The organism is Paraburkholderia caffeinilytica (assembly GCF_003368325.1).
In the GTDB taxonomy this organism is placed as follows: Bacteria; Pseudomonadota; Gammaproteobacteria; order Burkholderiales; family Burkholderiaceae; genus Paraburkholderia; species Paraburkholderia caffeinilytica.
The window spans coordinates 557,079-580,506 of sequence record NZ_CP031466.1 but is presented as its reverse complement, the minus strand read 5'-3'; the positions used below and the strand labels follow the sequence as shown (position 1 = coordinate 580,506).

Genomic DNA, 23,428 nt, shown 5'->3' with positions numbered 1-23,428 from the left:
ATCACAGTTTGCGCAACAGTCCCGCCGCCGCGCGCATCCGGCGCTTGCGCTCCTTCCTGAACCAATCCAGCGCTGCATCCGTATCGCTGGACCCGGCCAGCAAGCTCGCATTGTCGCGCAGCAGCATCTCGCTCGCGACAATATCGTTCAGCGTACCGAAACGCTTCTGAATCTGCTTTAACCGCTTCAGGATACGTTTGTGGCTGCCGCTGAGAACCGGCTCGAAAAACTCGAGCAGATAACGCACTTTTTTTCCCGCCTTCCTGACGTCGTGAAATGCGGTGTAGTTGGAGCGCTTCGCGTGCGACGCGCGTTTTATGCGTTTATTCAGCGAACGTTCGGAAACGGCCACGCGTCTGTCGACGAATTTTTGCAGCGGCACGCGCTCATGGGCCATGTTCAATTCCTTGTTGGCGCTGGTCAGTGCGTCTTGCAGCAGATGCTTGACGTCCGCGTTCGACAGCGTTTCACGGCTCGTTGCCAGCGCGCCGCCGCGCGCCGCCTGGAGCTTCGGCGCCATCTCGTGCGCAATGCGCTCGTTCTGTGCGATCAGTTCGATCAGAATGTCCCAATCGCGCGTCTTGCCGGCTGCCGTCGCCAGATATTTATACAGCGCCCGCTGGCGCGTGTTCTCACCTTTGTCCAGCAAGGGTTCGAACGCCCACCACAACGAGCGCAACCGCCGCAGCGAGACGCGCAATTTGTGCAGCGCTTCCGGCGACGCGTCTTCGCGCACCGCGTCGGCGTGTTCGATCGCCTCATCGACGAGAGGCGCGGCGTACGACGCAAAGGCCGCCTCCGCCGACGGTTGCGCGTCCGCGCCGGCCGGCTTGCTGTCCGCAGCCTGTTTGTCGATTTTCCGGCTCGCTCGCTTCATCGGACGTCCTTCTGAAGGCACCTTTTGTGTCAGCCTAGCAAAAAAAGGTCCCGGTGGATATCCGGCGGCGCGTCGCCTAAACTGCACGAGGATCACTGCAAAAAAATGCGCATTGCATGGAGCGCAATGCGCCGCACGTCGTGGCCGCCTTAGTCTCGCGCGTGCACGCATGTCTGTCTGTTTGAACACGATCTTGGCGGCAGTCAAGCCGGAAAATCTGCTAGGCTGCCTTGCCACAGTTGCGCGCATAGTTCTTTTCGGAGCGCTTATCGTTTCACGCCGCCGCGCAGGCGGCAGCCTTTCCTGTACCGCCAATCTGTACTTACCTTTCCGCGAACGCCGTCCCGCATAACGGTCACGCCATTGTCATCATTGCGACATATAGGCACAGCAGGATCGGCAGTTCCGCGACAAACTTTTGGGGCTCATGCCATGCCGGAACTTTCGTACCCACAACCGGGCGCTGCAAGTGGAAAGGGGCGCAGTATCGGCCTGATCGTCTTCCTCGTTGTGATTGCGATCGGCGCTGCTTATTGCGCCATGCATCTGGCCGACGATTTGCAACCGGTTCGCGAAGCGTCGTTTTTGCCCTACCTGCTGCTCGGCATTGCGCTCGTGATCGCGCTCGGCTTCGAATTCGTCAACGGCTTTCATGACACGGCCAACGCAGTCGCCACGGTGATCTATACGCATTCGCTCGCACCGAACATCGCGGTGGTCTGGTCCGGGGGATGGAATTTCCTCGGCGTGCTTACTTCAACGGGCGCGGTCGCGTTCGGCATTCTGCAGCTCCTGCCCGTCGAACTGATTCTGCAAGTGGGCAGCAGCGCGGGCTTCGCAATGGTCTTCGCCCTGTTGATCGCGGCGATCATCTGGAATCTGGGCACCTGGTATTTCGGGTTGCCGTCGTCGAGCTCGCATACGCTGATCGGCTCGATCATCGGCGTCGGTCTGATGAATCAGATGTTGCACGGCGCCAACGGTACGAGCGGCGTGGACTGGAATCAGGCGCTCGGCGTCGGCAAATCGCTGCTGTTTTCGCCGCTGGTCGGTTTTCTCGCCGCCGGCTTGCTGCTGCTGATCCTGAAGGCGGTGGTGCGGGTCCCCGCGTTGTATGCCGAGCCTAAAGGCAAGGAACCGCCGCCGTTCTGGATTCGCAGCCTGCTGATTCTGACCTGCACGGGCGTTTCGTTCGCGCACGGCTCGAACGACGGGCAGAAAGGCATGGGGCTCATCATGCTGATCCTGATCGGCACGGTGCCGACGGCCTATGCGCTGAACAAGGCGGTCACGCCGGCGGAAACGCAGACCTACCTCGCGGTCGCCCATCAGGCTTCGGCCACGCTTGCCAAGTACACCCAGGGCGCGGCGCCGTCAGCCAATCCGCGCGCCGATGTCGAAGCGTACGTGCGCACGCGTCAATTGACGCCCGCCACCTTGCCGGCCCTGGTGCAACTGACCGATCTGATCGGCAAGCAGGTCGGCGAGTCCGGATCGATCTCATCCGTGCCGCAAGACATCGTCGATAACGTGCGCAACAACATGTACGTCACGTCCGAAGCAATCCGGCTGATGGCGAAGGCCAAGCAGCCGGCCTTCGCGCCGGCGGACGCCAAGGCGATCGACAACTTCAGGGCGCAAACCGATCACGCCACCAAGTTCATTCCGACGTGGGTGAAGGTCGCCGTGGCCATCGCCCTGGGTCTCGGCACAATGGTCGGATGGAAGCGCATCGTGGTCACCGTTGGCGAGAAGATCGGCAAGCAGCATCTGACCTACGGACAGGGCGCGTCGGCGGAAGTGGTGGCGATGCTGACGATCGGCGCGGCCGACATGTACGGCTTGCCGGTCTCGACGACGCACGTGCTGTCCTCAGGCGTGGCCGGCACCATGGCGGCCAACGGTTCCGGCTTGCAATGGGGCACCGTGCGCAGCCTGATCCTCGCGTGGGTGCTGACGCTGCCGGTCTCGATCGCGCTGGCCGGAGGCTTGTACTGGCTGTTCCGGATGGTGTTCTGAAACGGCTGAAACCACGGCTGCCGGGAGCAAACCCGGCAGCGGCGGCGAAACAAAAAAGCGCGGCCTTGCCGCGCTTTTTTTGATCTCACCGAACCAGCGATCGATCAATACACTTCGGGCACGATCATCTCCGACGGCACCGGTTGGCGGCTGTATTCGTCGTGATGGACCCGGGCGGGCAACTCGACGCGCGAATGCTCGACCTCGTGATACGGCACCTGGCTCAGCAGATGGTGAATGCAGTTCAGGCGCGCGCGCTTCTTGTCGACGGCCTGCACGACCCACCACGGCGCCTCGGGAATGTGGGAACGCTGCAGCATGACTTCTTTCGCCTGCGTATAGGCTTCCCAGCGGCGCCGGCTTTCCAGATCCATTGGACTCAGCTTCCACTGCTTCAGCGGATCGTGGATGCGGTTCTGAAAGCGGATTTCCTGTTCTTCGTCCGTGATCGAAAACCAGTATTTGAGAATCTGCACACCGCTGCGCACCAGCATCTTTTCGAATTCCGGCACCGAGCGGAAAAACTCTTCGTACTCGTCGTCGCTGCAAAAATTCATCACACGTTCCACGCCCGCGCGGTTGTACCAGCTGCGGTCGAACAGCACCATTTCGCCGCCGGCCGGCAGATGCGACACGTAACGCTGGAAATACCATTGCGTGCGTTCACGATTGTTCGGCGCCGGCAACGCCGCCACGCGGCACACGCGCGGGTTGAGCCGCTGCGTGATGCGCTTGATCGCGCCGCCCTTGCCGGCCGCGTCGCGTCCTTCGAAAATCACCACGAGCCGATGGCCGGTCTGCACGATCCAGTCCTGCAGTTTGACAAGCTCGCCCTGCAAACGGAACAACTCGCGGAAGTACATCTTGCGCGCCTCGCGATGCTCGGGCGTGAAGCCGTCCGCGCCGTCGATGATACGGTCGTCGACCTCCATTTCGAGTTCCTCGTCGTACGCATCGATGAGGTCCTCCTCGAAACGGCGTTGCCGTTCTGCCATGACTTCGGCCTCGGGTCTCGGATCCAGCTCTTTCATTGCGACTCTCCTGGCAGCGGAAATAGTTAGGCGCGCGGCGCATGCGCGTCGCGAACGGGGTCGATTATCGAAGCGCCAAGTGTCAGCCGTGTTACCGGCACGGCAGCAACGCCATCGGGCTTCGAGTGCTCACTGGCGGCTTGTGCGCCTGATGGCCATCCACGATAGCGAGTTTAGCGCGACCGCCGGGCGCTAACGCAATGGCTTCGCGAAGCTGAGTTCGTGGCCGTCGGGATCGGTAATGTGGAAATAGCGCTCGCCCCACGGCGCATCGGACGGTTCGAGCGACGGTTTCAATCCCGCCGCCAGCGCCTTCCGGTAGAGCGCGTCGACGTCCGAGACATACATGATCACGCGGCCCCACCAGTTGACTGGCGCGCGCGTATCGACGATCAGATTCAGGTACGAACCGCCGAATGCAAACGAGGTAAATGCTTCCTGCGAACCGCCGAATCTGAGCGGAAAACCGAGCGCTTCGTAAAACAGCACGGCGCGCGGCATATCGCGGGTGGCGAGCGTGATGGCGCTGAGGGACTCGATGCGCGGCCCGGTTGGCTCTGTCGAGTCGGTCGGCGCGCTCGCTGCACTCGACGAGGCGGAGGCTGCGGCTGTGCCTGACGTGGCGGGTGAGTTCATGGTGGCTGTCTCCTTGGCACGGCGGCGCCTGGCGGGTTCGCGTGGCATCTGCCCGAGCGCTGCGGCAAAACGCGTGGACATTGGCGCCGACATTGACCCGGGCGTTGGCCGGCGCCTCAGCCAGGGTAGCGACTCCCCGACTCCCCGACTCCCGCTTCGGCGTGGGCCGACACACTTGAAAGTGTCTCACAAGCAGCCTCGCGCACGCCGCCCCGCCCGCACTTGAAAACCCGTCCGCCGCCCCGCATCTGGATTCCCGTCCCTCCGGAGCATCGCCATGGGAAGCCGTCCACGCTTCATCGATCACCTGTCGCGCGCCGCATCCGACGCCCCCGGGTCCGATCCACATAACGCTCTATCCGACGACGCCCTGCTCGACACCTATTCCCGCACCGTGATCGGCGCGCTGGAACGCGTTCAGCAGGCGGTCGCCTTCATTGCCGTCGAACGCCGGCTGCCCGGCGCGCCTTCCGGGCGCGACAGCCGCGGCGCGCGCGGCGGCACCGGTTCGGGTTTTCTGTTCACGCCCGACGGCTATCTGCTCACCAACAGCCACGTCGTGCACGGCGCCACGCATATCACGGTGACGCTCGCCGACGGCGCGAAATTCGACGCCGATCTGGTCGGCGACGACCCGGGCAGCGATCTGGCCGTCCTGCGCATCGGCTCGCCGGAGCCGTTGCCGCACGTCGAACTCGGCGAATCGTCGAAGCTGCGGGTTGGCCAGATCGCCATCGCGGTCGGCAATCCGCTCGGCCTCGCGCAAACCGTGACGACCGGCGTGGTCTCGGCACTCGGCCGCTCGCTGCGCTCGAATTCGGGCCGCATGATCTACGACGTGATCCAGACGGACGCCGCGCTCAATCCCGGCAATTCGGGCGGCCCGCTGATCAATTCGGCTGGTCAGGTGATCGGCGTGAACACCGCGATCATTCCCGGCGCGCAGGCGATCTGCTTCGCCACCGCGATCGATACGGCCAAGTGGGTCATCATGCAGATCTTCGCGCACGGCCGCGTGCGGCGCGCATACATCGGCGTGGCGGGCACCACGAGACCGCTATCGCGCCGCATGCAGCGCTATTTCGGCCTGAGTTCGGAGAGCGGCGTGCATGTCATGGAAATCGTCAAAGGCAGCCCGGCCGCGCTTGGCGGTCTGCGTACCGACGATACGATCGTCGCGATCGATGCGCTTGCCGTCCAAGACGTCGATAGCCTGCAACGCACGCTCGATGTGTCGCGTATCGACAAGCCGGTCAACATGACCGTGCTGCGTGGCGCGCAACGGCTCGAATTGACCTTGACGCCCGTCGAGCAGACAAGCTGATCCGCTCGACGACCTGCGGCGGCAAACGCCTCGCGCTCAAGCGAGCCCGGGGATAAACGATCTCTCACGCCCGGTCAATTTCGGGGATAAAAAAGAAAGCCTCGCGCCCGGTTGAGCGCGAGGCTTTCTTTACATGCGGCGCATCCGCAAAGATGCGCCGCTACGATGCACCTGAACGATTCAGGCCAAACGCTTACTGGATCACTCGCGTCACACCACGACCGCGCGGATCGGCTGCGGCTTCCGGCGTATCGCCATTCACCTTGATCGCCTGGATGTCGCCGCTGAAATCCTGCCCCTTCAGGTTGTAGCCCTTGGCTTCGATCTGCTTGGCGAGCTCGCCGTCGATCGGCTTGTACGGCTCCCAGAAAATCGTGTTCGGCGGCAACAGCTGGTGATGGAAACGCATCGCGCCCACAGCTTCCTGCAACGGCATGTTGAAGTCGTAGACGTTGTTGATCACCTGGAAGATCGACGTGAAGATGCGCGAGCCGCCCGGCGTGCCGATCACGAGCGACACCTTGCCGTCTCTCGTCAGAATCGTCGGGCTCATCGAGGACAACGGGCGCTTTTTCGGATCGATCGAATTCGCGTCGCTGCCCACCACGCCAAACTGGTTCGCAACGCCCGGCTTCGCGGAGAAATCGTCCATCTCGTCGTTCAGCACGATACCTGTGCGATCGGCCACCACGCCCGAGCCGAAGTAGCCGTTGATGGTGTACGTGTTCGACACGGCATTACCCCACTTGTCGATCACCGAGAAGTGCGTGGTTTCCGCTTTCTCCGGCATCGACGTGCCGAGACCGGCCTGAATGCTCTTCGTATCGGTAGGCGAGTTCGGATTGACTTCAGCGGCACGCCTGGCGATATACGCATCGTCGGTCAGTTGCGCGACCGGCACCTTGTAGAAGTCCGGATCGCCGAGATACTGCGCACGATCGGCGAACACGCGCTTCTCGATTTCAGCAATCAGGTGCACGTACTGCGCGGAATTGAGCTTGACGTCCTTGAAGTCGGGCGCAATGTCGGCCTTCATCTTCAGCAACTGCACGAGACCGATGCCGCCCGAGCTGGGAGGCGGCGCGGTAATCACGCGATAGCCGTTCCAGTCCGCCTGGATCGGCTCACGCCACACCGCCTTGTACTGCTGCAGATCGGCCTTCGTAATCAGACCGTGACCGCGCATGGACGCTGCAATCAGATCAGCCGTCTTGCCCGAATAGAAGTCTTTCGCTCCCTGATCCGAGATGCGCTGCAGCACGGCGGCGAGATCCGGTTGCTTGAAGTTGACGCCCTGCTTCAGGTTGCCGAAGTAGGTGTCGAAGTTGGTCTTGCCGGCAAAGTCTTTCGCGGCGTCGTCGCGGCGTTGCTGCAATTGCTCGCTGACCTCGAAGCCGTCGCGCGCGTAGTGAATTGCCGGTGCGATCACCTGCTTCCATTTGAGTTTGCCGAAGCGGCGCTGCGCTTGCCACATGCCGTCGACGGTGCCCGGTACACCCACTGCGCGATAACCGGACAGGCTCATGCCCTTGATGACTTCACCCTTGTCGTCGAGGTACATGCTCTTCGTCGCGGCCAGCGGGGCACGCTCGCGATAGTCGAGGAAGTACGGCTTGCCGTCGACATACAGCGTCATGAACCCGCCGCCGCCGATATTGCCCGCTTCCGGATACGTCACGGCAAGCGTGAAGGCAATCGCGACTGCCGCGTCGACCGCATTACCGCCTTCCTTGAAAATCTGTTCTGCGGCGTCGGCGCTGTACTTGTCGGCGACCGCAATGGCGGACGCCGTGAGAATCGCCGGCTGCGCTTTCGCGGGTGCTTTGGCAAAGGCCGGCGTGACTTCGAGAAAACCGCTTGAAACAGAGATGAGTGCGACCAGCGCAAGTCCGCTAACGGACGGCTTGGCGTTGTGAAACAACTTCATTGGATATCCCCCAAGACGACTTTTTCATCTGACGATAACGAAAGCTGCCTTCGGCTTATAACATGCCGTTCCAGCGATTGCGAAGCTTTTGCACGCATTTGGTGCATGCTGCGGCACACAAAAATTGCCCAGTTTAATAACGCTAATTGTCGCGAGTAGCGTTATTCGAAGCGGCATTGCGCGCGGTTAATGCACCGCGTCACAAGACGTCGCGCGGCGCGCATTGAACACTCAGGCGCTCCCGCGGCTGCCGCGTGCGATTTCATCGCCGGCACCATGCGGCAGGCGCGCGGTCACCGGAATCGACAGGAACGAAAACAGGCCGACCACGAGGAACGCCGGCCAGAAGTCGGAGAACACGATAGCGGAATGACCCTGCGCGTTATGCGAGATTTGCAGCACGATGCCGGCAATCGTCACGCCGAGTCCCAACGAAATCTGCTGGATCACGCTCGCCACGCTCGTCGCGCGGCCGACGTCGCGGCTCGGAATATCCGCATAGGCCAAGGTATTCAACGAAGTGAATTGCAACGATGGGAAGAAGCCGCCGAACAGCACCACACACCAGATCAGCCAATGCGGCGTGCCGGGAAAGAACAAGCCGTAGATCGCAATCGCCAGACCCGCGCAACCGGCATTGAACATCAGCACCGTGCGAAAACCGAACCGGCCGAGAATGCGCGACGCGGCCGCCTTCATGAAGATCGAGCCGAACGCGGACGCGCAGGTGATCGATCCCGACTTGAACGCCGTCATGCCCAAACCTTCCTGCAACGCAAGCGGCAATAGAAACGGCACCGCGCCGAGGCCAATGCGGAACAGCGAGCCGCCCACCACGCTCGCGTGAAAACTCGGAATGCGCAACAGCCGCAGATCGAGCACCGGCAATTCGACGCGGTTCGCGTACAGCACGTACGCCGCCAGCAGCAGCACGCCGATCACGCACATGCCGACCGACACCGTGTTCGACACCAGTTCGCCCCCCACCAGCGAGAGTCCCAGCATGAACAGCGACGCCCCGCTCGCCGACAACACGAAGCCGGTCCAGTCGAGCCGGCCGGGATGCGCTTCACGCACGTTGGCGATGTGCTTGTTCGCGAGCCAGATGCCCAGCAGGCCGATTGGAATGTTGACGAAGAAAATCAGACGCCAATGCAGGTACGTCGTGATGAAGCCGCCCAGCGGCGGCCCGACTACCGGCCCGAGCAGCGCGGGCACCGTCAGATAGTTGACCGCGCGAATGAAGTCCGACTTGGGCACCGAGCGAAAGATGATGATGCGTCCCACCGGCACCATCATCGCGCCGCCGATGCCTTGCACGAAGCGCGCGACCACGAAGGTGCCGAGCGACGTGGACGCCGCGCACATCAGCGAGCCGGCCATGAAGATGCCGATCGCGGTGCGAAAGACGGTGCGAGACCCAAAGCGGTCGGCGACCCAGCCGCAAATCGGAATGAAGACGCCGAGGCCGATGACGTAAGCCGTCACGGCAAGCTTGAGGGTGATGGGATCCTGGCCGAGATCGCGCGCCAGAACGGGCAGCGACGTCACGATGACCGTGCCGTCCACGTTTTCCATGAACATCGCACACGCGACGATCAGTGGAACGATAAAAGCGCCTAAAGCAAGAGGCATTGGCATGACGACGGGTTGCAAAGCCGTCGGTGTAAAGCTGCGATTATGGCATCGCATCGACAACAGATGTTGTTAGCCGAAGCCTTTTCGTACTCGCGATAACGGCGCGCCACTCCGCGGCGGCTAATCGTTGCACGCGCAACGAGGCAGCACGGGCCACGCAAACCAGGAGTAAAAGAACGGAGAGGAAGCGACGCGATAGAGAGCCGGCATGCAGCCGGCTCACCATGCAATACAGCGGCGATTCAGGAGCAGGACTTAACGCGACGCACTGACCAGCGGTTGCAGTTGCGGCAGAATCTCGGTGCTTGCGCGAGCAACGTCGTTCGGGAAGTCGATCTCGATCCACGGCGCGCCGGTCACGTCGGCCGTGTCGAACACCTGGCTGCGCTCGAGCAGCAGGTCGCGCACCGCTTCTTCGTGCGGCATGTTGGCCCGGCCGCTATCCACATAGCCCGCGACGATCTGCGTGAAACGTTGCGCGGTTTCCTGGCGGAAGCGGAAGAAGCCCACCGATTCGCCGATGGTGTCGTACTCGAGATTGACGGCGAGCTGCTTGCGCAATTCGACCGGCACGCCGTCTTGCAGGCACAGCTTGACGGGTTCGTCGCCGGCTTCGAAATCGCGGTCGATCAACAGGCGGTTGACCGATTCGCCTTTCACCAGCGCGCTCAGAATGCGCTCGTCGTAGAGCACATCGGCGTCCATCAGCAGCACGTCGCCGCCGCGCGTCAGCGCCTCGGCCACCGTATGCACCGTCAGCACGCTGCCCAGGTCGTAACGCGGGTTCAGCACGGTTTCCACCTTATGCGGCCAGTTGATCCGCGCCAGTTCCGCCTGCACCGATTCCGGCTGAAAACCGAGTGCCAGCACGACGTCGGTCACGCCGGCGGTTTCCAGCATTTGCAGATGCCGTTCGAGCAGGCTCATGCCGTCGAACTGCAACAGGCACTTCGGGAACTGTGCCTGCGGCGGTTGCTGAAGACGCAGGCCGAGGCCCGCTGCGAGGATGATGGCGCGCATGCGCAGTCCTTTAAAAAATTCGGAGATTAATCGACAACCGGCACGCGCGCGGTGGCGCGCCGCCGTTGCCAGCTTCGTTCGCTGAAGTGCAAAACCAGCAGGCCGGGCAAACCGAGCAGGATTTCACGCGCGCGCTTGGCGAGCGACAACGCCAGCGCTGCGTCCGGCGGCAAACCCACGAGCGGGGCGAGCAGCAGATAACCGCCTTCCTGCACGCCGAGCGAGCCCGGGATCATGAACGCCGCGCCGCGAATCGCCTGGCCGAGACTTTCGAGCAGGAGCGCGTCGACCCAGTCGACCGGATGGCCGAGCAAGCGCAGCGCGAGCCACACCTCGACCGTGCCGACGATCCAGCCCACCAGGCTCAACGCGAAGCTTGCCGCGACGCGGCCGCGCTCGCGGTAGATCGCCTGCACGGCGGCGTCGACGGCTTCGGCGCGCGTCATCAGCGACGACCAGTCACGCTTGCCGAACACCTTGGAAACCACGCCCAGCAAACGGCCGAACAGGCCGCGCCGCTGCGCGTAATAGAAGCCCGCGATCATCGCGCCCAGCACGCCGGTGGCAATGAGTGTGGCGGTTCGCAGATCGTGAAGCGCGCCGTGCGCGGCGTACGCGCCAAACAGCAGCAGCCCGAGCAACGCGAAGACGATTTGCGCGAGCGCCTGAGCCGTGGTGCTGACCGTAATCGCGGCGGCCGCGTCACGCATGCGCATGCCGCGCTGGGACAATTGCCGCACCATCACCACCGGGCCGCCGATCTGGCCGGCCGGTAACAGGCTATTCACCGATTCGCCGATCCAGCGTGCGAACAAGGCGTCGCGCACCGTCGCTTCCTGATGCACACCGTCGCGCTGACGCTGGAACAGCACCGAGATCGCGCCGGCGTCGAGCACCAGCGGCACGAGGTGAAACGCCGCGACCAGCACGAGGCCCCAGCCTGCCGCGGTCAGTGCCGAGGCCACGGAGCCGAAGCCCTGCCACGCGAGCAGGCCGACAAAGAGCGCCGTCCCGATCGACAGCAGAATCAGGGCCGCGCGTGTCATGCGCGGTCCTTGCCGCGTTTTGCCATCTGACGGAAAACCTGGCGGAAGCCGAAGTACGCGATCGCGTCCTTCATGTTCGAAATGAAACGGCGCCACGGCCGCATGTTCGGATCGGTGACGTATTCGAAGGTCAGCGACACGCGCATTTCGTTTGCGCCGGCCGGCGTGATGCGATGACGCAGCGTGTCGCCGTCAAAAAATACGAGGCCGCCCGGCGGAATCTGCACCGAGCCGGGTTGATCCGGCACGTCCGGATTACGCGTATGCAATTCGTAATCGAGCCGGCATGACGATTCGTCGATCACGCCGAGCAGCAGCGTATAGCGGCGGCCGTCATAGTACGAAGTATCGTAGTGCCAGCCAATGTGGTCGCCGGCCCGCGTGTAGTAGTACAGCGCATAGGCATGCGGATCGTCCGCGGGCGACACCTGCAGCTTGTCGCCGCTCAGTTGCTCGAGCCAGCCGATCAGTTCCTTCGAGCGATACAGTTCGGCGATGAACGGCGCAAGACGGTCGATCGTATGACGGCTGACGCTGCCGCCCTGCTTGTGGCCCGGCAGATAGTTGCGGTTCACTTCGTCGAGGAGGCCGCGCGCGCTCTGCACGAGTTGGGCGGTCACGTCGGGCGCGAGGAAATCGTCCAGATACAGGAACGCGCCCTGATCGACGAAGTCTTTTGAGAGACGGCGGGTGTCGAGCGCGCGCGTGCGGCTCGCCACGGCGCGGTCGGCATTCGGCGCAGGCGCGGCCGGCGTGGTCGACAAGGAGGCCGGCGAACGTTCAACGGAAGTCGGAGCGATCACGTCGTTTTCGGCGTGCATACTCATTCACTGGCCCACACTTGACTGGTTTCAGACGCCTTGACGGGGGCGGCCGCCGGGCGTGCGGCGCGGCGCGTGACGCGCCAGTAATCGATCACCACCCAGACGGCAAAGAGCGGTGCGCCGATCGACGCGACCACCACGAACGGCATGACGACGCTTGTCAGCGTGACGATGGGCAGCAGGTACAGCACGTCTTCAGTTTCGAAACCGCCCACCGACGCCTGCTTCGTGCCTGCCTTGCCCGCCATCTCCTCGATACGCATGCGCAGGAAGAAGATCAGCGCGACCGCAACACCCGCCATGGCACCGAGCCAGCCGGGTGAAACTTTCAATGAGCCGACATGCGTCGTGCCGACACCCATGCCGACGAACAACATGACGGTCACAAGCGCATCGCAAGCCAGATCGTAAAAATGACCGATCCGGCTCGACTTTCCGCCGATGCGCGCAAGTTCACCATCTGTATGGTCGACAAAGTTCGACAGCACGATCAGGAAGGCGCCCGCGTTGATCCAGGCGAATCCGCCATGGGCGAGACACAGCGCGCCGGCGAGCCCGATCAGCAGGCGCAGCGTGGTCAGATGATTCGGCGTGACCCAGGTGTTGACGAGCGGCGTGACTAGTCGGCGGGCGAGCCTCGCATCCCATGTTCTGGGGGCCGGAACGTTAATTGGAATTGTTGGTCGCGAATTCATAACCCGGAAATATATACGGGATCGCGAAAGCTTGCTTCGTTCCTTAACGTTTTCTTAAGGACACATTGTTGCCGGTGCGTGTCAGCCACTGCGCAAGATGTGCCGAATCGCGTTAAAGTGCGAATCCAGTTGCGCCTGTCACGCCGAACCACTTCGATGCGCAATGCCTTTCCGGCGCGCGGCACAGCGCCGCCGCCCGTTGCGAACTCACTACATCGAACGCGGGTCGACTTTCACGTATATGAAACACTTCTTTTCGTCTGTACTCCTTGCGCTGACCGCTGCCGTGCTGCCGCTCGGCAGTCATGCTGCCGCCCTCGACGCACCGCTCATCTGCAATGAGAGCGGCCATCAGTTCATTGCCGATCTTGCCCAGCAGCAGATGATCGATCCGAAGCCCATGCGGGTCGAAAGCAATTCCATCAATGCGTTTTCGCCGGCGCAGGGCGCCGACCTGACCGCATTTGGCTTTCACGTTTTCGCGGTGGTCGGCTACGAAAAAGACGATCCAATGTTCCGCGTCGGCGACGGTGAACCCGTGGCCCGCTCCGCGTATGGCGTCGTGGTATTCGGCGGCGAATCCAAGGTCCAGAACGCGCTCGCCGAGGCTGGCAGCACGGCGATCGTGCACCGGGTTGCGCCGCTTGTGACGGCGATTTTCTGCAAGCGGAGTTGAGGCAGCGGGTCGCGCTACCCCTTTCGTCCCCTACAGCCTGATCCCCGCCGGGTCGGCCGTGAGATATCCCACCGTCGCGCCGAAGCGGTCCTTATAGTTCGCCCGCACGAGCGGATCAAGGGTCGATTGGACCTTGTCGTGCAACGGACTTTCCCAATCGCCGACATGCTGGAAGTTGCTCATCACATACGTCCAGCCGTTGATTTCGTCGACTGCATGCAGGCCGGTCGACTCCGCGCCCGCGGGACAGGACAACACACGTGCCAGCGTCTTCGTGTCGACGTTGTAAGCCCACAGAAAATTGTTGACGTGCATGCCGCTGTCTTCACCGATAAAGAGCGTGCGCAATTTCTCCGAGAACTTGAGGTTGTCCGGATTCGCGATGCGCTCCGGGTTCGCCGTGTTGCCGAGGGCGTCGGCGGACGATAGATCCTCGCCGACCAGCGCCGCGGGCGCGGCCATGTCCACCGGCACCCAGTCGCTGTTGATCGCGCCGCCGCTGCGGTCGCGCTGGCCGCCCTTCATGTTCAGCGCGTAAACCGCGCCGGCGTTGATCGCCTTGTCGACGGCGACCTCGGTCGATGCGGCATGGCCGCGCACCATCGATTTCTCGATGCGCGACATCGCCGAATACAGCACCTTGTCCTTGATATTGACCGTCGTGCCTTCGAGCTTCGTGAACCCCATGCTGCCGCCCGCCAACGCCGCATAGCGATGCGTTTCGAGGAAGGTCGCCGCCTTGGTCATGCCCGATTTGACGCGCACCCAGTTGAAAGTGCCGTTGTAGTTGATCTTCGTGTAGGTCGAATCGGCCGGGTCCCTAGTCGCGACGTCCATGATGTTGCTCGCGCTCAGCTGGTTGGCGAGCGCCTCGATTTCGTCGCTGGTCGCGTGGCCCAGATTGATCCAGGAAAGCGTTGCCGCGCCCGCGCCGCTCGACGACACCTGCGTCCATTTCGCGACGTATAGCGTGCCCGCCGACAGATCGGCCACACGATCGGCGATGAACATGAAGAGGCCGCCGTTGGTCGCGTCGTCGCCCATCAGTACGGTGCGCTTGTCCGGCATCACCTGAATCAGTTCGTGCGAGATGCGGCCGAGGCAGTAGTGTTTCCTGATCGTGCCGGTGCCATCGGGATTGACGGTGACTTCCGGCAGATGGCCATAGTGATAGGGATTGGCGGTGGTTTCGTCGCCGTAAAGGCTGCGGCTGAAGCCCTTGAACTGACTGTTGGTTGCGATCGTCGTGGCGTCCGGCTCGTACTCTTCACTCGACAGATGCGTGTTCCACGGCGACAGGCTCGCGCCGCAGGTGATCCACAAGCCATGCGCCTTCGACGTATCGACGTTGTGGTAGCCCACCAGTGCCAGCTTGCCGGTGGCCGGGTCCTGATCGAGTGTGAGCACGGCGATCGGCGACGGCAACTGGCCGTACATCGACTTCAGACTCTGATCGCGGGTCGTGTATTCGAACTGCACGACCGCGAATACCGCATTGCCCTTGAGGCCCTTCACCGTGGGTTTGTCGAGGCGGATTAGCGAACTGCCGTCCGGGCAGTCCGAATAGAACTGGCGTTCTTTACCCGCTACCGATTTATCGAAGACCGGCTGATTGTTGATGTCGAAATAGCCGCCGGCCAGGATCGTACCGCCCTTGATGCTCGGCACCATGTCGCCGGTGACGAAGAACGGCTGGTAAGCGAGCCTGAAGGTACGGCTGCTGCCGTCGCTCAGTTGCACGGAGAGCATCGAGCCGACCGTGGTTTTCGCCATCGCGGCGGGGTCCGCCAGCGTCGGCGCGGCCATGCCGCTGAACGCCGCCGAGACAAAGTTGGCCACGGGCTTGACCGGCGTCGCGAGTTCCTCGCCTCCGCCGCACGCGGTCAGCATCGACGCCGTTGCGAGGCCGCCTAACGGCAGCATCGGCGCACCGGCGAGTAGTTTCAGGGCCTTGCGGCGGGAAGGGTCGAACGGCTCTGCCATGTTGTCGTGATCCAGGGTTTGGGTAGCGTGGGTGAAGGCACAGCCGGCACGCACTCAGACCCGGAACCGCATGGCTCACGCTCGCGCCGCTATGACGCGAGGATTCTATGAAGTCAATATGAAAGTATATTGACAGGCTTTAGTAATATTTAATTCGGCTGTTCGTTAGCCGACCTCTGCCACAGCCGATCTAGCCCGGACGGCGGAATTCGTTTTCGACCCACGCAGCGGCGCTCGCCTTGCTGAGCTTGAAGTTCGGCGCGACCTGCACTTGCGCGATCTGTTCGCCGAATGTGTCGAGCGCGGTCAGCAGCGCGTACGGTTCGTCTTCATCGGGAACGATGTCGAGCGTGATGTCGAGTTCGCCGCTGCCGTCCGCGCTGGCTACGCGCACTTCCTTATGCAACTGGGCGCGCAGTTGCTGCTCATGGCGACGCAATACCTCGGACGCGGTTTTGACCAGCGTGTTGAACGCCGACGTGTCGAGCGGCTTCGGATCCTTCTTGTTGCGACCCATCGTCCACGGGCCGACGAGCGCCGGTTCCGCTTCGCCGTCCTTGATCATTGCGACGGCCCAGCCTTCATCGTCTTCGTTCTTGATGACGCGTGCGGTCCAGCCGTCGTCTCGCCACAGGCGGTCTTCGTGCTGGGTTTCGGGCAGCGCTTCTTCCAGATGCTCGAGCGGGGTTTCGTGCATGTCGGGCGCACCTTCCGTCGGGGAGTCAGCAGCGGTGTCGGACGATGGAAGGGAGGTATCGGTCATTACAGGTTTACTCACGTTCGCGGGGCGGAAACACATCTCAAGCCTGCGATTCTACCCGCCCCACCCCCGCCGAATGCGGCCCTCTGACGAACGGACAAGCCAGGGCACGCTCTTCGTCAATCGGCACAGTGCGTTTCGTCACTTGCGGGAACTTATAAATCGACCATAAATAATTCCAAAAAAACGCGGCCCGAAAGCCGCGTATAAAAAATGAAAAAAGCACCCTTGGTCAGAGGGTGAACCGAATTGTAGAACTGCAATTCGCCTGGATAGACCACGGGAATTGAAAGAGTGCATTGCAGAAATCGGAGTGAATCGAGGTCCGCGCAACGATCCGCTCAAATCCTTACTGAATATGACGCAGCGGGAACGTCGCGATGCGGCAACACTCACAATTTGACAAATAGTTACAGCGCCATCCCACATAAATATTTTTTCCTCTATTTATCCGCACTTACACAATTCCCTATTCTCCATTGCGAATTAGAAAATGCATTGTTGCGCCATACACGCTTAAAAATATAAATAGCAGGCATACACTTCGCAGCGGATCGTCAGGCAGCCGGCGGAATCGGCTGTCAGCACTGGAATGCGATTCTCTACGCACTGTCCCGGAGTTAGCCAGTATGACTCCGTCGTCGACTACCTGGCGCCGCTGTCCGAAGCGGGCGCGGGCTATGGCAATAATCTCGCCGCTCACCCGTTCGACAACGACAATCTGGACAACTCGTTCTCGATCAGGAATGCCGTGAAGTACACGAGCGCGAACTACGCCGGCCTGAAATTCGGCGGCCTGTACGGCTTCAGCAATTCGGCCGGCCAGTTCTCGAACAACCGCGCATGGAGCGTCGGCGCTTCGTACGACAACGGCCCTGAGCCTCGCCGCGTCGTACACGTTCACCGACGGCAAGATGTCCGGCTCGAACGGCTCGGGCGATCCAAAGTGGCACACGGTGTCGCTGCAAGGCGACTACTCGCTGAGCAAGCGCACCGATGTATACGTCGAAGGCGTGTACCAGCACGCATCGGGCGAACTCGGCAACTTCGGTGCGAACGTGGAGGCGATCAACACGCTGGCGCCGTCGTCGACCGGCAACCAGGTTGCCGCGGCCGTCGGCCTGCATCATCGCTTCTGAGTTTTTCTGGTGGCACATGCGGGGCGGCGTACCGGTCCGCTCTGCAGCTGAACCCGCGCGTGGCACGATCACGCGTGGTTTTTTCATGCGGCTTACGTCCTTACGTTTCGACGTAGCCGTGGTGACGGCTCAAGCGCGCGATGGGTATACTGGGACCCGTTGCCTTCCTTGCCGTAACGTCGTTGCGGTTGAACGGCGGCTTCGTCGCGAAGCATGACGTTGCGCTCAGTCGCGTCGCGCTTCGCCCGCGCCCCAAGTTCCCGTGCACGATCGGGGACGCCGACGATCAGACCATGAAAAGACTTCTCCTGCTTACCTCTGCTGCCGCCATCACCGCCTTTGTCGCTGCCTGCGGTTCCTCCAGCGGCCCCGCCCGCGATGCGTCCCAGCCGATGATGTACGTGTCTTCACAGCGCGCGCCTGCTTATATCGCCGATTGCCTCGAAAACAAGCTCTCACGCGTGCGGATGTCGCACGTAGGCAACGCGACCGAGATCGCTGTCGGCGCCGATTCGAACAACTCGTATTTCGTCACGCTGACGCCGTCAAACGCCGGCTCGGTCATCAAGGTGATGCATCCCGCGAATGCACCTGACGATCCGCCAGAATCGGAAATGCGCTTCGATATTGCGCGCTGTGCGACCTGAGTTTTCTGGTCACATCGCTACGTTGTCGAAAGCCACGCCGATGCGCGAATTTTTATCTCGTGTGTCGGCTATTTTTTTATCTGTTCATCTGCGAACATAGCCGCCCCTTGGCTTTTATCCGGCGCGCTGCGCCGTGAGGTTCGATGGCATCCAACAAAGCACATCACGCGACTGGGTTTGCGGCTGGCGTTATCGCCGCGGCGGTTGTCGCGCGCGTCAGCGGCGGTGGTTCGTTTCATATCGGCGTGTTGTTGAGTTTCATCGCCGGAGTGGCGGGGAGTACGGCGCCGGACTGGCTGGAGGTGGCGTGGTGGTCACGCGCGCGAAGGCTGTGGATCACGCATCGTACGTTGACGCATTGGGGTGTGGGGTGGGTCGCGTTGCTCGCGGGTTCTTATCATTGGCTTGGGCATTCTATCTATGCTGCGCCGGTGTTTGGGTTTGCTTGTGGTGGGTTGATGCATTTACTCGCCGATTGGCCTAATCCGCTTGGGGTGCCCTGGGTTGCTGGGCGGCATTCGTTGAATCTTTGGAATAGTGGGCACTGTGATTTGATTGTTGTCGCGGGTTCGTGGGTTGTGGCGTGGTTTGTTGGTGAGCATGTTTGGTTGCATGGTGTGCATGGGGTTTCGGTTTTGAGGTTTTTGAGGATGGGGTAGGGGTGCTTTGTGCCTGCGGCGCTTGTTGTCTGCTTGTTGTCTTTGTGCCTGCAGCGTTGGCTTTTTTTCTGTGTTGTTCGTGTGCGAGGTGGTTGTTGTCCGCTTGCTTGCGGTGGGGCCTTTTCTTGTCCCGTTCGTCTGTGAGGTGCTCGTTGTCCGCACGCTTGCGACAGTGCCTTTCCTTGATTTCTTCGTGGTCTATTAGCGTTTGCCCCTGTGCGGGGCAGGCACCTACTTTTCTTTGCCGGCTGCAAAGAAAAGTAGGCAAAAGAAAGCAGCTCAAACCGCTAATGCTAAGTGGGCACCGTAGCTCGCACACGGTAGTGGTGCATCTGGAATCTGTGTTCGTGCACCTGCATATGCTTGTGACAAGGGACTCATCAGCTCCCACTCCGCACTGCGTGCGTCGCGGACGGGTCTGCATGGGAAACCCTCGGCTTCGGTTCAGTGTGGTGGGGGCCGTCGGCTGTGCTCGTGCTCCTGCCCGCGCTTGTGACAAGGGTGTCATTCTTCCGGCGGCGCTGCGCGCGCCGATGAGTACTTCATCAAACCAGCGGCGGGTTTTTTGCCTAGCGTCGCTTCGCGGACGCGTAGTTGGCGGGCGTGATCCCCTGTAATCGCACGAACGCTCGGGTCATGTGGCTCTGGTCGGCGAACCCCGCCGCGGCAGCTGCATCCGCCAACGTCGCGCCACGTGCGATCAGTTGTCTCGCAAGCATCACCCGGCGCTGCATCCTGTATGCGTGCGGCGGTAAGCCGGTCTCGTGCGCGAAGGCTCGCAGCAGCTGGAAGCGGCTCACGCCGGCGTCGGCAGCAAGGTCGGTTAGCGTGAGCGGTGACGAAGGGTCATCGTCGATGCGTGCCCGCGCTCGGGCAATCGGGCCCAACGGCTGTGCCAATCGCGAGCGCGCATGCGTGGTCGCGTGAGTGCGAACCAGATACCCAAGCAACGCGAGCATCGCCTCCTCTCGCACCAGGTCGTCCGGCACGCATTGCGCTTCCACCGATACCGCGAACAGGCGCTCGAATAGCATCTTCAGCAACGGATCGTGGATCGCCGGTTGCGTCAGTTCGATCTCGCGTGTGGCCACGTCGCTCAACTCGATCGCGACATCGCTCAGCATCGACGGTTCGAAATACAACATGCGCCATGCACGTCCGCGCTCGTCGAGCGGGCTGCCGTCGTGCACCTCCCCCGGATTCACCATGATCGCGTCGCTCGCCCGCGCTTCAACCACGCCGCGCCCACTCGACGATCGATGCCCGCCGGCAACGATCACGCCCACGCCAAAGCGATCGTGCGAATGGCGCGGAAACGAATGCGCCGTTTCGGCCACCGTCGCTTCGACGCCGGCAATCGCGCAACGAGGCATATGAACGCGGCCGTATGACATGGATCGCCTCTCAGAAGTCAACAGGCGTTCCGCGCGGCACAACACGCGCGAACCTGCGCGGCGAGTTGCATGGCGGCATATCTGGCGAAGCGGAGGGCGAGGAGGCGCACGGTGAAACGCGCGACGAATGACGCGTCGAACCGCAGCGCGGCACGCGCGCCAAGCCCCACTGCTGGGCGCGAGGTGACACGTGAGCCGGCCCGCCCATCAACCGCCCGCCTCGTCCGTGCCCGTGCGCTCACTCTCGCGGATCTTGCCTTGCGACACACTGCTGCCCGGCGGCACGCTATGCGTAAGCCACACATTGCCGCCGATCACGGAGCCGCGCCCGATCGTCACGCGGCCGAGAATCGTCGCGCCGGCATAAATCACGACGTCGTCTTCAACGATCGGATGGCGCGCGTTGCCCTTGACCAGCGTGCCGTCGACATCCGCGGCGAAGCTCTTCGCGCCAAGCGTCACGGCCTGGTAGACGCGCACGCGCTCGCCGATGATCGCGGTCTCGCCGATCACGACGCCGGTGCCGTGGTCGATAAAGAAACTCGGGCCGATAGTCGCGCCCGGGTGAATGTCGATGCCGGTCGCCGAGTGCGCGATCTCGTTGATGAAACGCGCGAGCAAAGGCACACCGAGGCGATGCAGCGCGTGCGCAAGACGATGGTGCGTCATCGCCCATACGCCCGGATAACACAGCAGAATTTCGGTGATGTGCTGCGCGGCCGGGTCGCCGGTGAAAGCGGCCTGGATATCGCTGACCAGCAACGCGCGAATACCCGGCAGCTGCGTGCCGAACTCTCGCGCGACATTGAATGCGCGCTCCTTCAGATCCGCATCGGGCGTTTCGCCGAACTCGGGCAGAAAGCGCAAGGCGCGGCGAATCTGTTCGGCAAGCAATCGCAATGTGCTTTCGAGCGTGTGGCCGACGTAGTAGTCGACCGTTTCGTCGGTTAGATCGGGCGCGCCGTAGTGCGTGGGAAACAGCGCCGCGCGCAGGCCGGCGACAATGGCGATCACCGCGTCGCGCGACGGCAGTTCGCGAATGCCGAGCGGATGCCGCGTGCGGTGCAATTCTTCACGCGACGCACGCAAGTCCGCGACGATCTGTTCGAGACCCCAGTTGTGGGAAGGCACATTAGGCATAAAAGGACAGCGCCGCGCGACAAGCACGGTTCAGAGTGATTGTCCCAAGAGATTACCGCGTTTTGCCATGTCCCGCGCGGCGCCGTCAAGCCGGCCGGTAGCCCGTCCGCGCAGGGCGAATGCGCGTCAGATGGTCACGCTGCTCGCATCGATCCAGCGCACGGCCCAGTCGCGCGCGTGCGCGATAGCGGTGGCTTCGTCAGGAAAACGCAAGTCGGTGGGGAAAAAACGGTTGGCGACCAGTTCGCCGTCGCTCGAGCGGGAGATGACCACATAAGGTTGCCAAGTGCCATCGCCCGCGCGCGCCGGCGCGCAATTCAGCAAGTAGCCGCGATGTGTGAATGCAGCATCGAAATGCATGTGTCACCCGCCCTGACGGCCTCGTAAGATGTTTTGAGTAGCGCGCGTCTGTTCGTTGCCGGCCACGTGAAAACAGCCGGACGCATGCCTTCAATTTAACCGCGCTTCGCTCGTCGGAGTAAGATCATACTCTGTAGAAAATGGGCGTCCATTAAAAAAAACGAAAAGAATCGCGGACGCAATCGCCACGCGAAATGCCCGCATATGTCATTGCATATGTCACCGCACATAGTCACAGCACATAAACTGCGAGGCAACCGCGGCACACCTCACACGCACAAAGATGTTGTGCGAGGCGGAACGGGTTTTGCTGCACTTCAACCATGTCCTCTCAATGGAGAATGCATGATGAACAGCGATATCAACACGCCGGCAGACGCCGGCAAACAGCCACGCACCACCGGCCCGAGCACGACGGAACTGCACAACGACCGCACGCACGACAGCACGGTCGACACCGACGGCAAGAATCTCGAGGCCGCCCGCATCGCCGGCTACAGCCCGATCTCGCCGGACGAGATCACCACCTCCAACGCGACCCTCGTCAACAGCGTGCCGGAGGCGCAGGACGGCATGGCCGGCTTCGACAGCCGGGTTGGCGGCAATCATCCGCTGCTGGCGCTCGAACCCGGCTGCACGGTGATCGACAAAGGCATGGTCGATCCGCAGGGCGTCGATTCAGAAGACGATCCGTTCGACGAATCGCGCTCGATCCGCAGCCGTCGCGAACGTGGCCGCATTCATTACGCCGTCAATCACCTGCGACCCGCTCGCGTGATCGAATTACATCGGGCGAAATAAATATTCGCGCGCCGCGTATGCGTTTGAATTATGCCGCTCGCGCCGATTAATCAGTCCATTCCAAAGTGCGCACCGTTTGAATGACGGTGCGCATTCCGCGCATTGATTAGAAACTCAGGGTTGCAGGACCTGCAAGCCGAACAGGCTTTTTCCGTCCGTCGAACGCCGACACAATCGAGTGCACCTTCAATACCGAATGGAGCAGCAGATGAAGAAAATTGTCGTAATTGGCGCGACCGGCATGGTCGGCCAAGCGGTGAGCGCGGCATTGAAAGCGCGTCATGAAGTCATCGAAGTGGGGGCGACGCGCGGCCAGTATCGCGTGGACAGCACCGACCCGGCGAGCATCGAGCGGCTCTTTGGCGAGATCGGCAAGGTCGACGGCGTCGTCACCGCCACCGGCAAGCTGCATTTCGGCCCGCTGCCGGAGATGAGCGCCGAGCAATTCTGGATCGGTCTGCGCGACAAGCTGATGGGTCAGATCAACGTGGTGCTGGGCGCCCAGCGGTTCGTGAACGACGGCGGCTCGTTCACGCTGACAAGCGGCATTCTCGGCGACGAACCGATTCGCGAAGGCGCGAATGCAACCACCGTCAATCTGGCCCTGGAAGGCTTCGTGCGCGGCGCCGCGATCGAATTGCCGCGCGGCATCCGCATCAACGTGGTGAGCCCGACGGTACTGACTGAAGCGCTGGATGCTTATGCGCCCTACTTCCGCGGCTTCGAACCTGTCACCGCCGAACGTGCTGCGCAGGCTTACCTGCGCAGCGTGGAAGGCGCGCAAACGGGCCGAGTGTATCGCGTGGGGTATTGAGCCTTCAGAAAGCTCCGT

The 23,428-nt window shown here is 62.1% G+C and carries 22 protein-coding genes and 1 pseudogene; 9 read left to right on the top strand and 14 right to left on the bottom strand.

Annotated elements, in window-relative coordinates; all coding sequences use genetic code 11:
* Position 1: 1 nt before the first annotated feature.
* On the bottom strand, positions 2-877 hold the full coding sequence (locus DSC91_RS02605) for a CHAD domain-containing protein (RefSeq protein WP_115776692.1): 876 nt from the start codon (positions 875-877) through the stop codon (positions 2-4).
* A 432-nt stretch (positions 878-1,309) separates the two neighbouring features.
* On the opposite strand from DSC91_RS02605, the gene DSC91_RS02600 reads away from it, so the two are divergent.
* Positions 1,310-2,896 carry an inorganic phosphate transporter gene (locus DSC91_RS02600; RefSeq protein WP_115776691.1) on the top strand — a complete coding sequence of 529 codons (1,587 nt, stop codon included), beginning with the start codon at positions 1,310-1,312 and terminating at the stop codon, positions 2,894-2,896.
* A gap of 104 nt (positions 2,897-3,000) precedes the next feature.
* Here DSC91_RS02600 and ppk2 read toward each other — a convergent pair whose 3' ends face one another.
* Positions 3,001-3,927 (bottom strand): polyphosphate kinase 2, encoded by a 927-nt coding sequence (gene ppk2, locus DSC91_RS02595; RefSeq protein WP_115776690.1) that lies wholly within the window; start codon positions 3,925-3,927, stop codon positions 3,001-3,003.
* Between the two features lie 192 nt (positions 3,928-4,119).
* Entirely contained in the window at positions 4,120-4,563 is a 444-nt protein-coding gene (locus DSC91_RS02590; protein WP_115776689.1) for a VOC family protein, read from the bottom strand.
* A gap of 277 nt (positions 4,564-4,840) precedes the next feature.
* Between DSC91_RS02590 and DSC91_RS02585 the strand changes: the two genes are divergently transcribed.
* Positions 4,841-5,887 carry a S1C family serine protease gene (locus DSC91_RS02585; RefSeq protein ID WP_115776688.1) on the top strand — a complete coding sequence of 349 codons (1,047 nt, stop codon included), beginning with the start codon at positions 4,841-4,843 and terminating at the stop codon, positions 5,885-5,887.
* 193 nt (positions 5,888-6,080) lie between these two features.
* Here DSC91_RS02585 and ggt read toward each other — a convergent pair whose 3' ends face one another.
* The 6 genes from ggt to DSC91_RS02555 all read right to left on the bottom strand — a co-directional run bounded on the left by ggt (position 6,081) and on the right by DSC91_RS02555 (position 13,037).
* Positions 6,081-7,814, bottom strand: a complete 1,734-nt coding sequence (gene ggt / locus DSC91_RS02580) for a gamma-glutamyltransferase (RefSeq protein ID WP_115776687.1) — start codon at positions 7,812-7,814, stop codon at positions 6,081-6,083.
* Positions 7,815-8,045: 231 nt separating this feature from the next.
* Complete coding sequence (locus DSC91_RS02575) at positions 8,046-9,449, bottom strand: MFS transporter (RefSeq protein ID WP_115776686.1); 1,404 nt, start codon at positions 9,447-9,449, stop codon at positions 8,046-8,048.
* A 258-nt stretch (positions 9,450-9,707) separates the two neighbouring features.
* A complete protein-coding gene (locus tag DSC91_RS02570; protein WP_115776685.1) occupies positions 9,708-10,472 on the bottom strand; it encodes a phosphocholine cytidylyltransferase family protein in 765 nt (254 codons plus the stop codon).
* Between the two features lie 26 nt (positions 10,473-10,498).
* Positions 10,499-11,518, bottom strand: a complete 1,020-nt coding sequence (locus DSC91_RS02565; RefSeq protein ID WP_115776684.1) for a flippase-like domain-containing protein — start codon at positions 11,516-11,518, stop codon at positions 10,499-10,501.
* Positions 11,515-12,345, bottom strand: coding sequence for a HalD/BesD family halogenase (locus DSC91_RS02560; RefSeq protein ID WP_115776683.1), 831 nt, complete (start codon positions 12,343-12,345; stop codon positions 11,515-11,517). Before DSC91_RS02560 ends, DSC91_RS02565 begins: the two co-directional genes overlap by 4 nt.
* The gene (locus DSC91_RS02555) at positions 12,342-13,037 is read right to left on the bottom strand and encodes a CDP-alcohol phosphatidyltransferase family protein (RefSeq protein WP_115776682.1); all 696 of its coding nucleotides are present in this window, start codon (positions 13,035-13,037) and stop codon (positions 12,342-12,344) included. Before DSC91_RS02555 ends, DSC91_RS02560 begins: the two co-directional genes overlap by 4 nt.
* Before the next feature lie 241 nt (positions 13,038-13,278).
* On the opposite strand from DSC91_RS02555, the gene DSC91_RS02550 reads away from it, so the two are divergent.
* Complete coding sequence (locus DSC91_RS02550; RefSeq protein ID WP_115776681.1) at positions 13,279-13,713, top strand: hypothetical protein; 435 nt, start codon at positions 13,279-13,281, stop codon at positions 13,711-13,713.
* A 30-nt stretch (positions 13,714-13,743) separates the two neighbouring features.
* On the opposite strand, the gene DSC91_RS02545 is transcribed toward DSC91_RS02550, so the two are convergent.
* Entirely contained in the window at positions 13,744-15,696 is a 1,953-nt protein-coding gene (locus DSC91_RS02545) for a PhoX family protein (RefSeq protein ID WP_115776680.1), read from the bottom strand.
* A gap of 190 nt (positions 15,697-15,886) precedes the next feature.
* Complete coding sequence (locus DSC91_RS02540; protein WP_115776679.1) at positions 15,887-16,459, bottom strand: hypothetical protein; 573 nt, start codon at positions 16,457-16,459, stop codon at positions 15,887-15,889.
* A 622-nt stretch (positions 16,460-17,081) separates the two neighbouring features.
* Here DSC91_RS02540 and DSC91_RS02535 point away from each other — a divergent pair.
* The 3 genes and pseudogenes from DSC91_RS02535 to DSC91_RS02525 form a co-directional block, all read left to right on the top strand.
* A pseudogene (locus DSC91_RS02535) lies at positions 17,082-17,595 on the top strand (porin); the annotation flags it as partial.
* A 140-nt stretch (positions 17,596-17,735) separates the two neighbouring features.
* Positions 17,736-18,242 (top strand): hypothetical protein, encoded by a 507-nt coding sequence (locus DSC91_RS02530; RefSeq protein ID WP_115776678.1) that lies wholly within the window; start codon positions 17,736-17,738, stop codon positions 18,240-18,242.
* 143 nt (positions 18,243-18,385) lie between these two features.
* Positions 18,386-18,901, top strand: coding sequence for a metal-dependent hydrolase (locus DSC91_RS02525; RefSeq protein WP_115776677.1), 516 nt, complete (start codon positions 18,386-18,388; stop codon positions 18,899-18,901).
* A 569-nt stretch (positions 18,902-19,470) separates the two neighbouring features.
* On the opposite strand, the gene DSC91_RS02520 is transcribed toward DSC91_RS02525, so the two are convergent.
* Positions 19,471-20,295: an AraC family transcriptional regulator gene (locus DSC91_RS02520; protein WP_115776676.1), complete on the bottom strand. Its 825-nt coding sequence runs from the start codon at positions 20,293-20,295 to the stop codon at positions 19,471-19,473.
* Here DSC91_RS02520 and DSC91_RS37315 point away from each other — a divergent pair.
* Positions 20,289-20,426 (top strand): hypothetical protein, encoded by a 138-nt coding sequence (locus tag DSC91_RS37315; RefSeq protein ID WP_162831319.1) that lies wholly within the window; start codon positions 20,289-20,291, stop codon positions 20,424-20,426. The genes DSC91_RS02520 and DSC91_RS37315 overlap by 7 nt on opposite strands.
* A 76-nt stretch (positions 20,427-20,502) precedes the next feature.
* On the opposite strand, the gene epsC is transcribed toward DSC91_RS37315, so the two are convergent.
* The gene (epsC, locus tag DSC91_RS02515; RefSeq protein ID WP_115776675.1) at positions 20,503-21,435 is read right to left on the bottom strand and encodes a serine O-acetyltransferase EpsC; all 933 of its coding nucleotides are present in this window, start codon (positions 21,433-21,435) and stop codon (positions 20,503-20,505) included.
* A gap of 126 nt (positions 21,436-21,561) precedes the next feature.
* The gene (locus DSC91_RS02510; protein ID WP_063498620.1) at positions 21,562-21,795 is read right to left on the bottom strand and encodes a hypothetical protein; all 234 of its coding nucleotides are present in this window, start codon (positions 21,793-21,795) and stop codon (positions 21,562-21,564) included.
* Positions 21,796-22,143: 348 nt separating this feature from the next.
* Between DSC91_RS02510 and DSC91_RS02505 the strand changes: the two genes are divergently transcribed.
* Both DSC91_RS02505 and DSC91_RS02500 read left to right on the top strand, forming a co-directional pair.
* Positions 22,144-22,596 (top strand): DUF3005 domain-containing protein, encoded by a 453-nt coding sequence (locus DSC91_RS02505; RefSeq protein ID WP_115779653.1) that lies wholly within the window; start codon positions 22,144-22,146, stop codon positions 22,594-22,596.
* 208 nt (positions 22,597-22,804) lie between these two features.
* Positions 22,805-23,410: a short chain dehydrogenase gene (locus DSC91_RS02500; RefSeq protein WP_115776674.1), complete on the top strand. Its 606-nt coding sequence runs from the start codon at positions 22,805-22,807 to the stop codon at positions 23,408-23,410.
* The last annotated feature ends 18 nt before the right edge of the window (positions 23,411-23,428 follow it).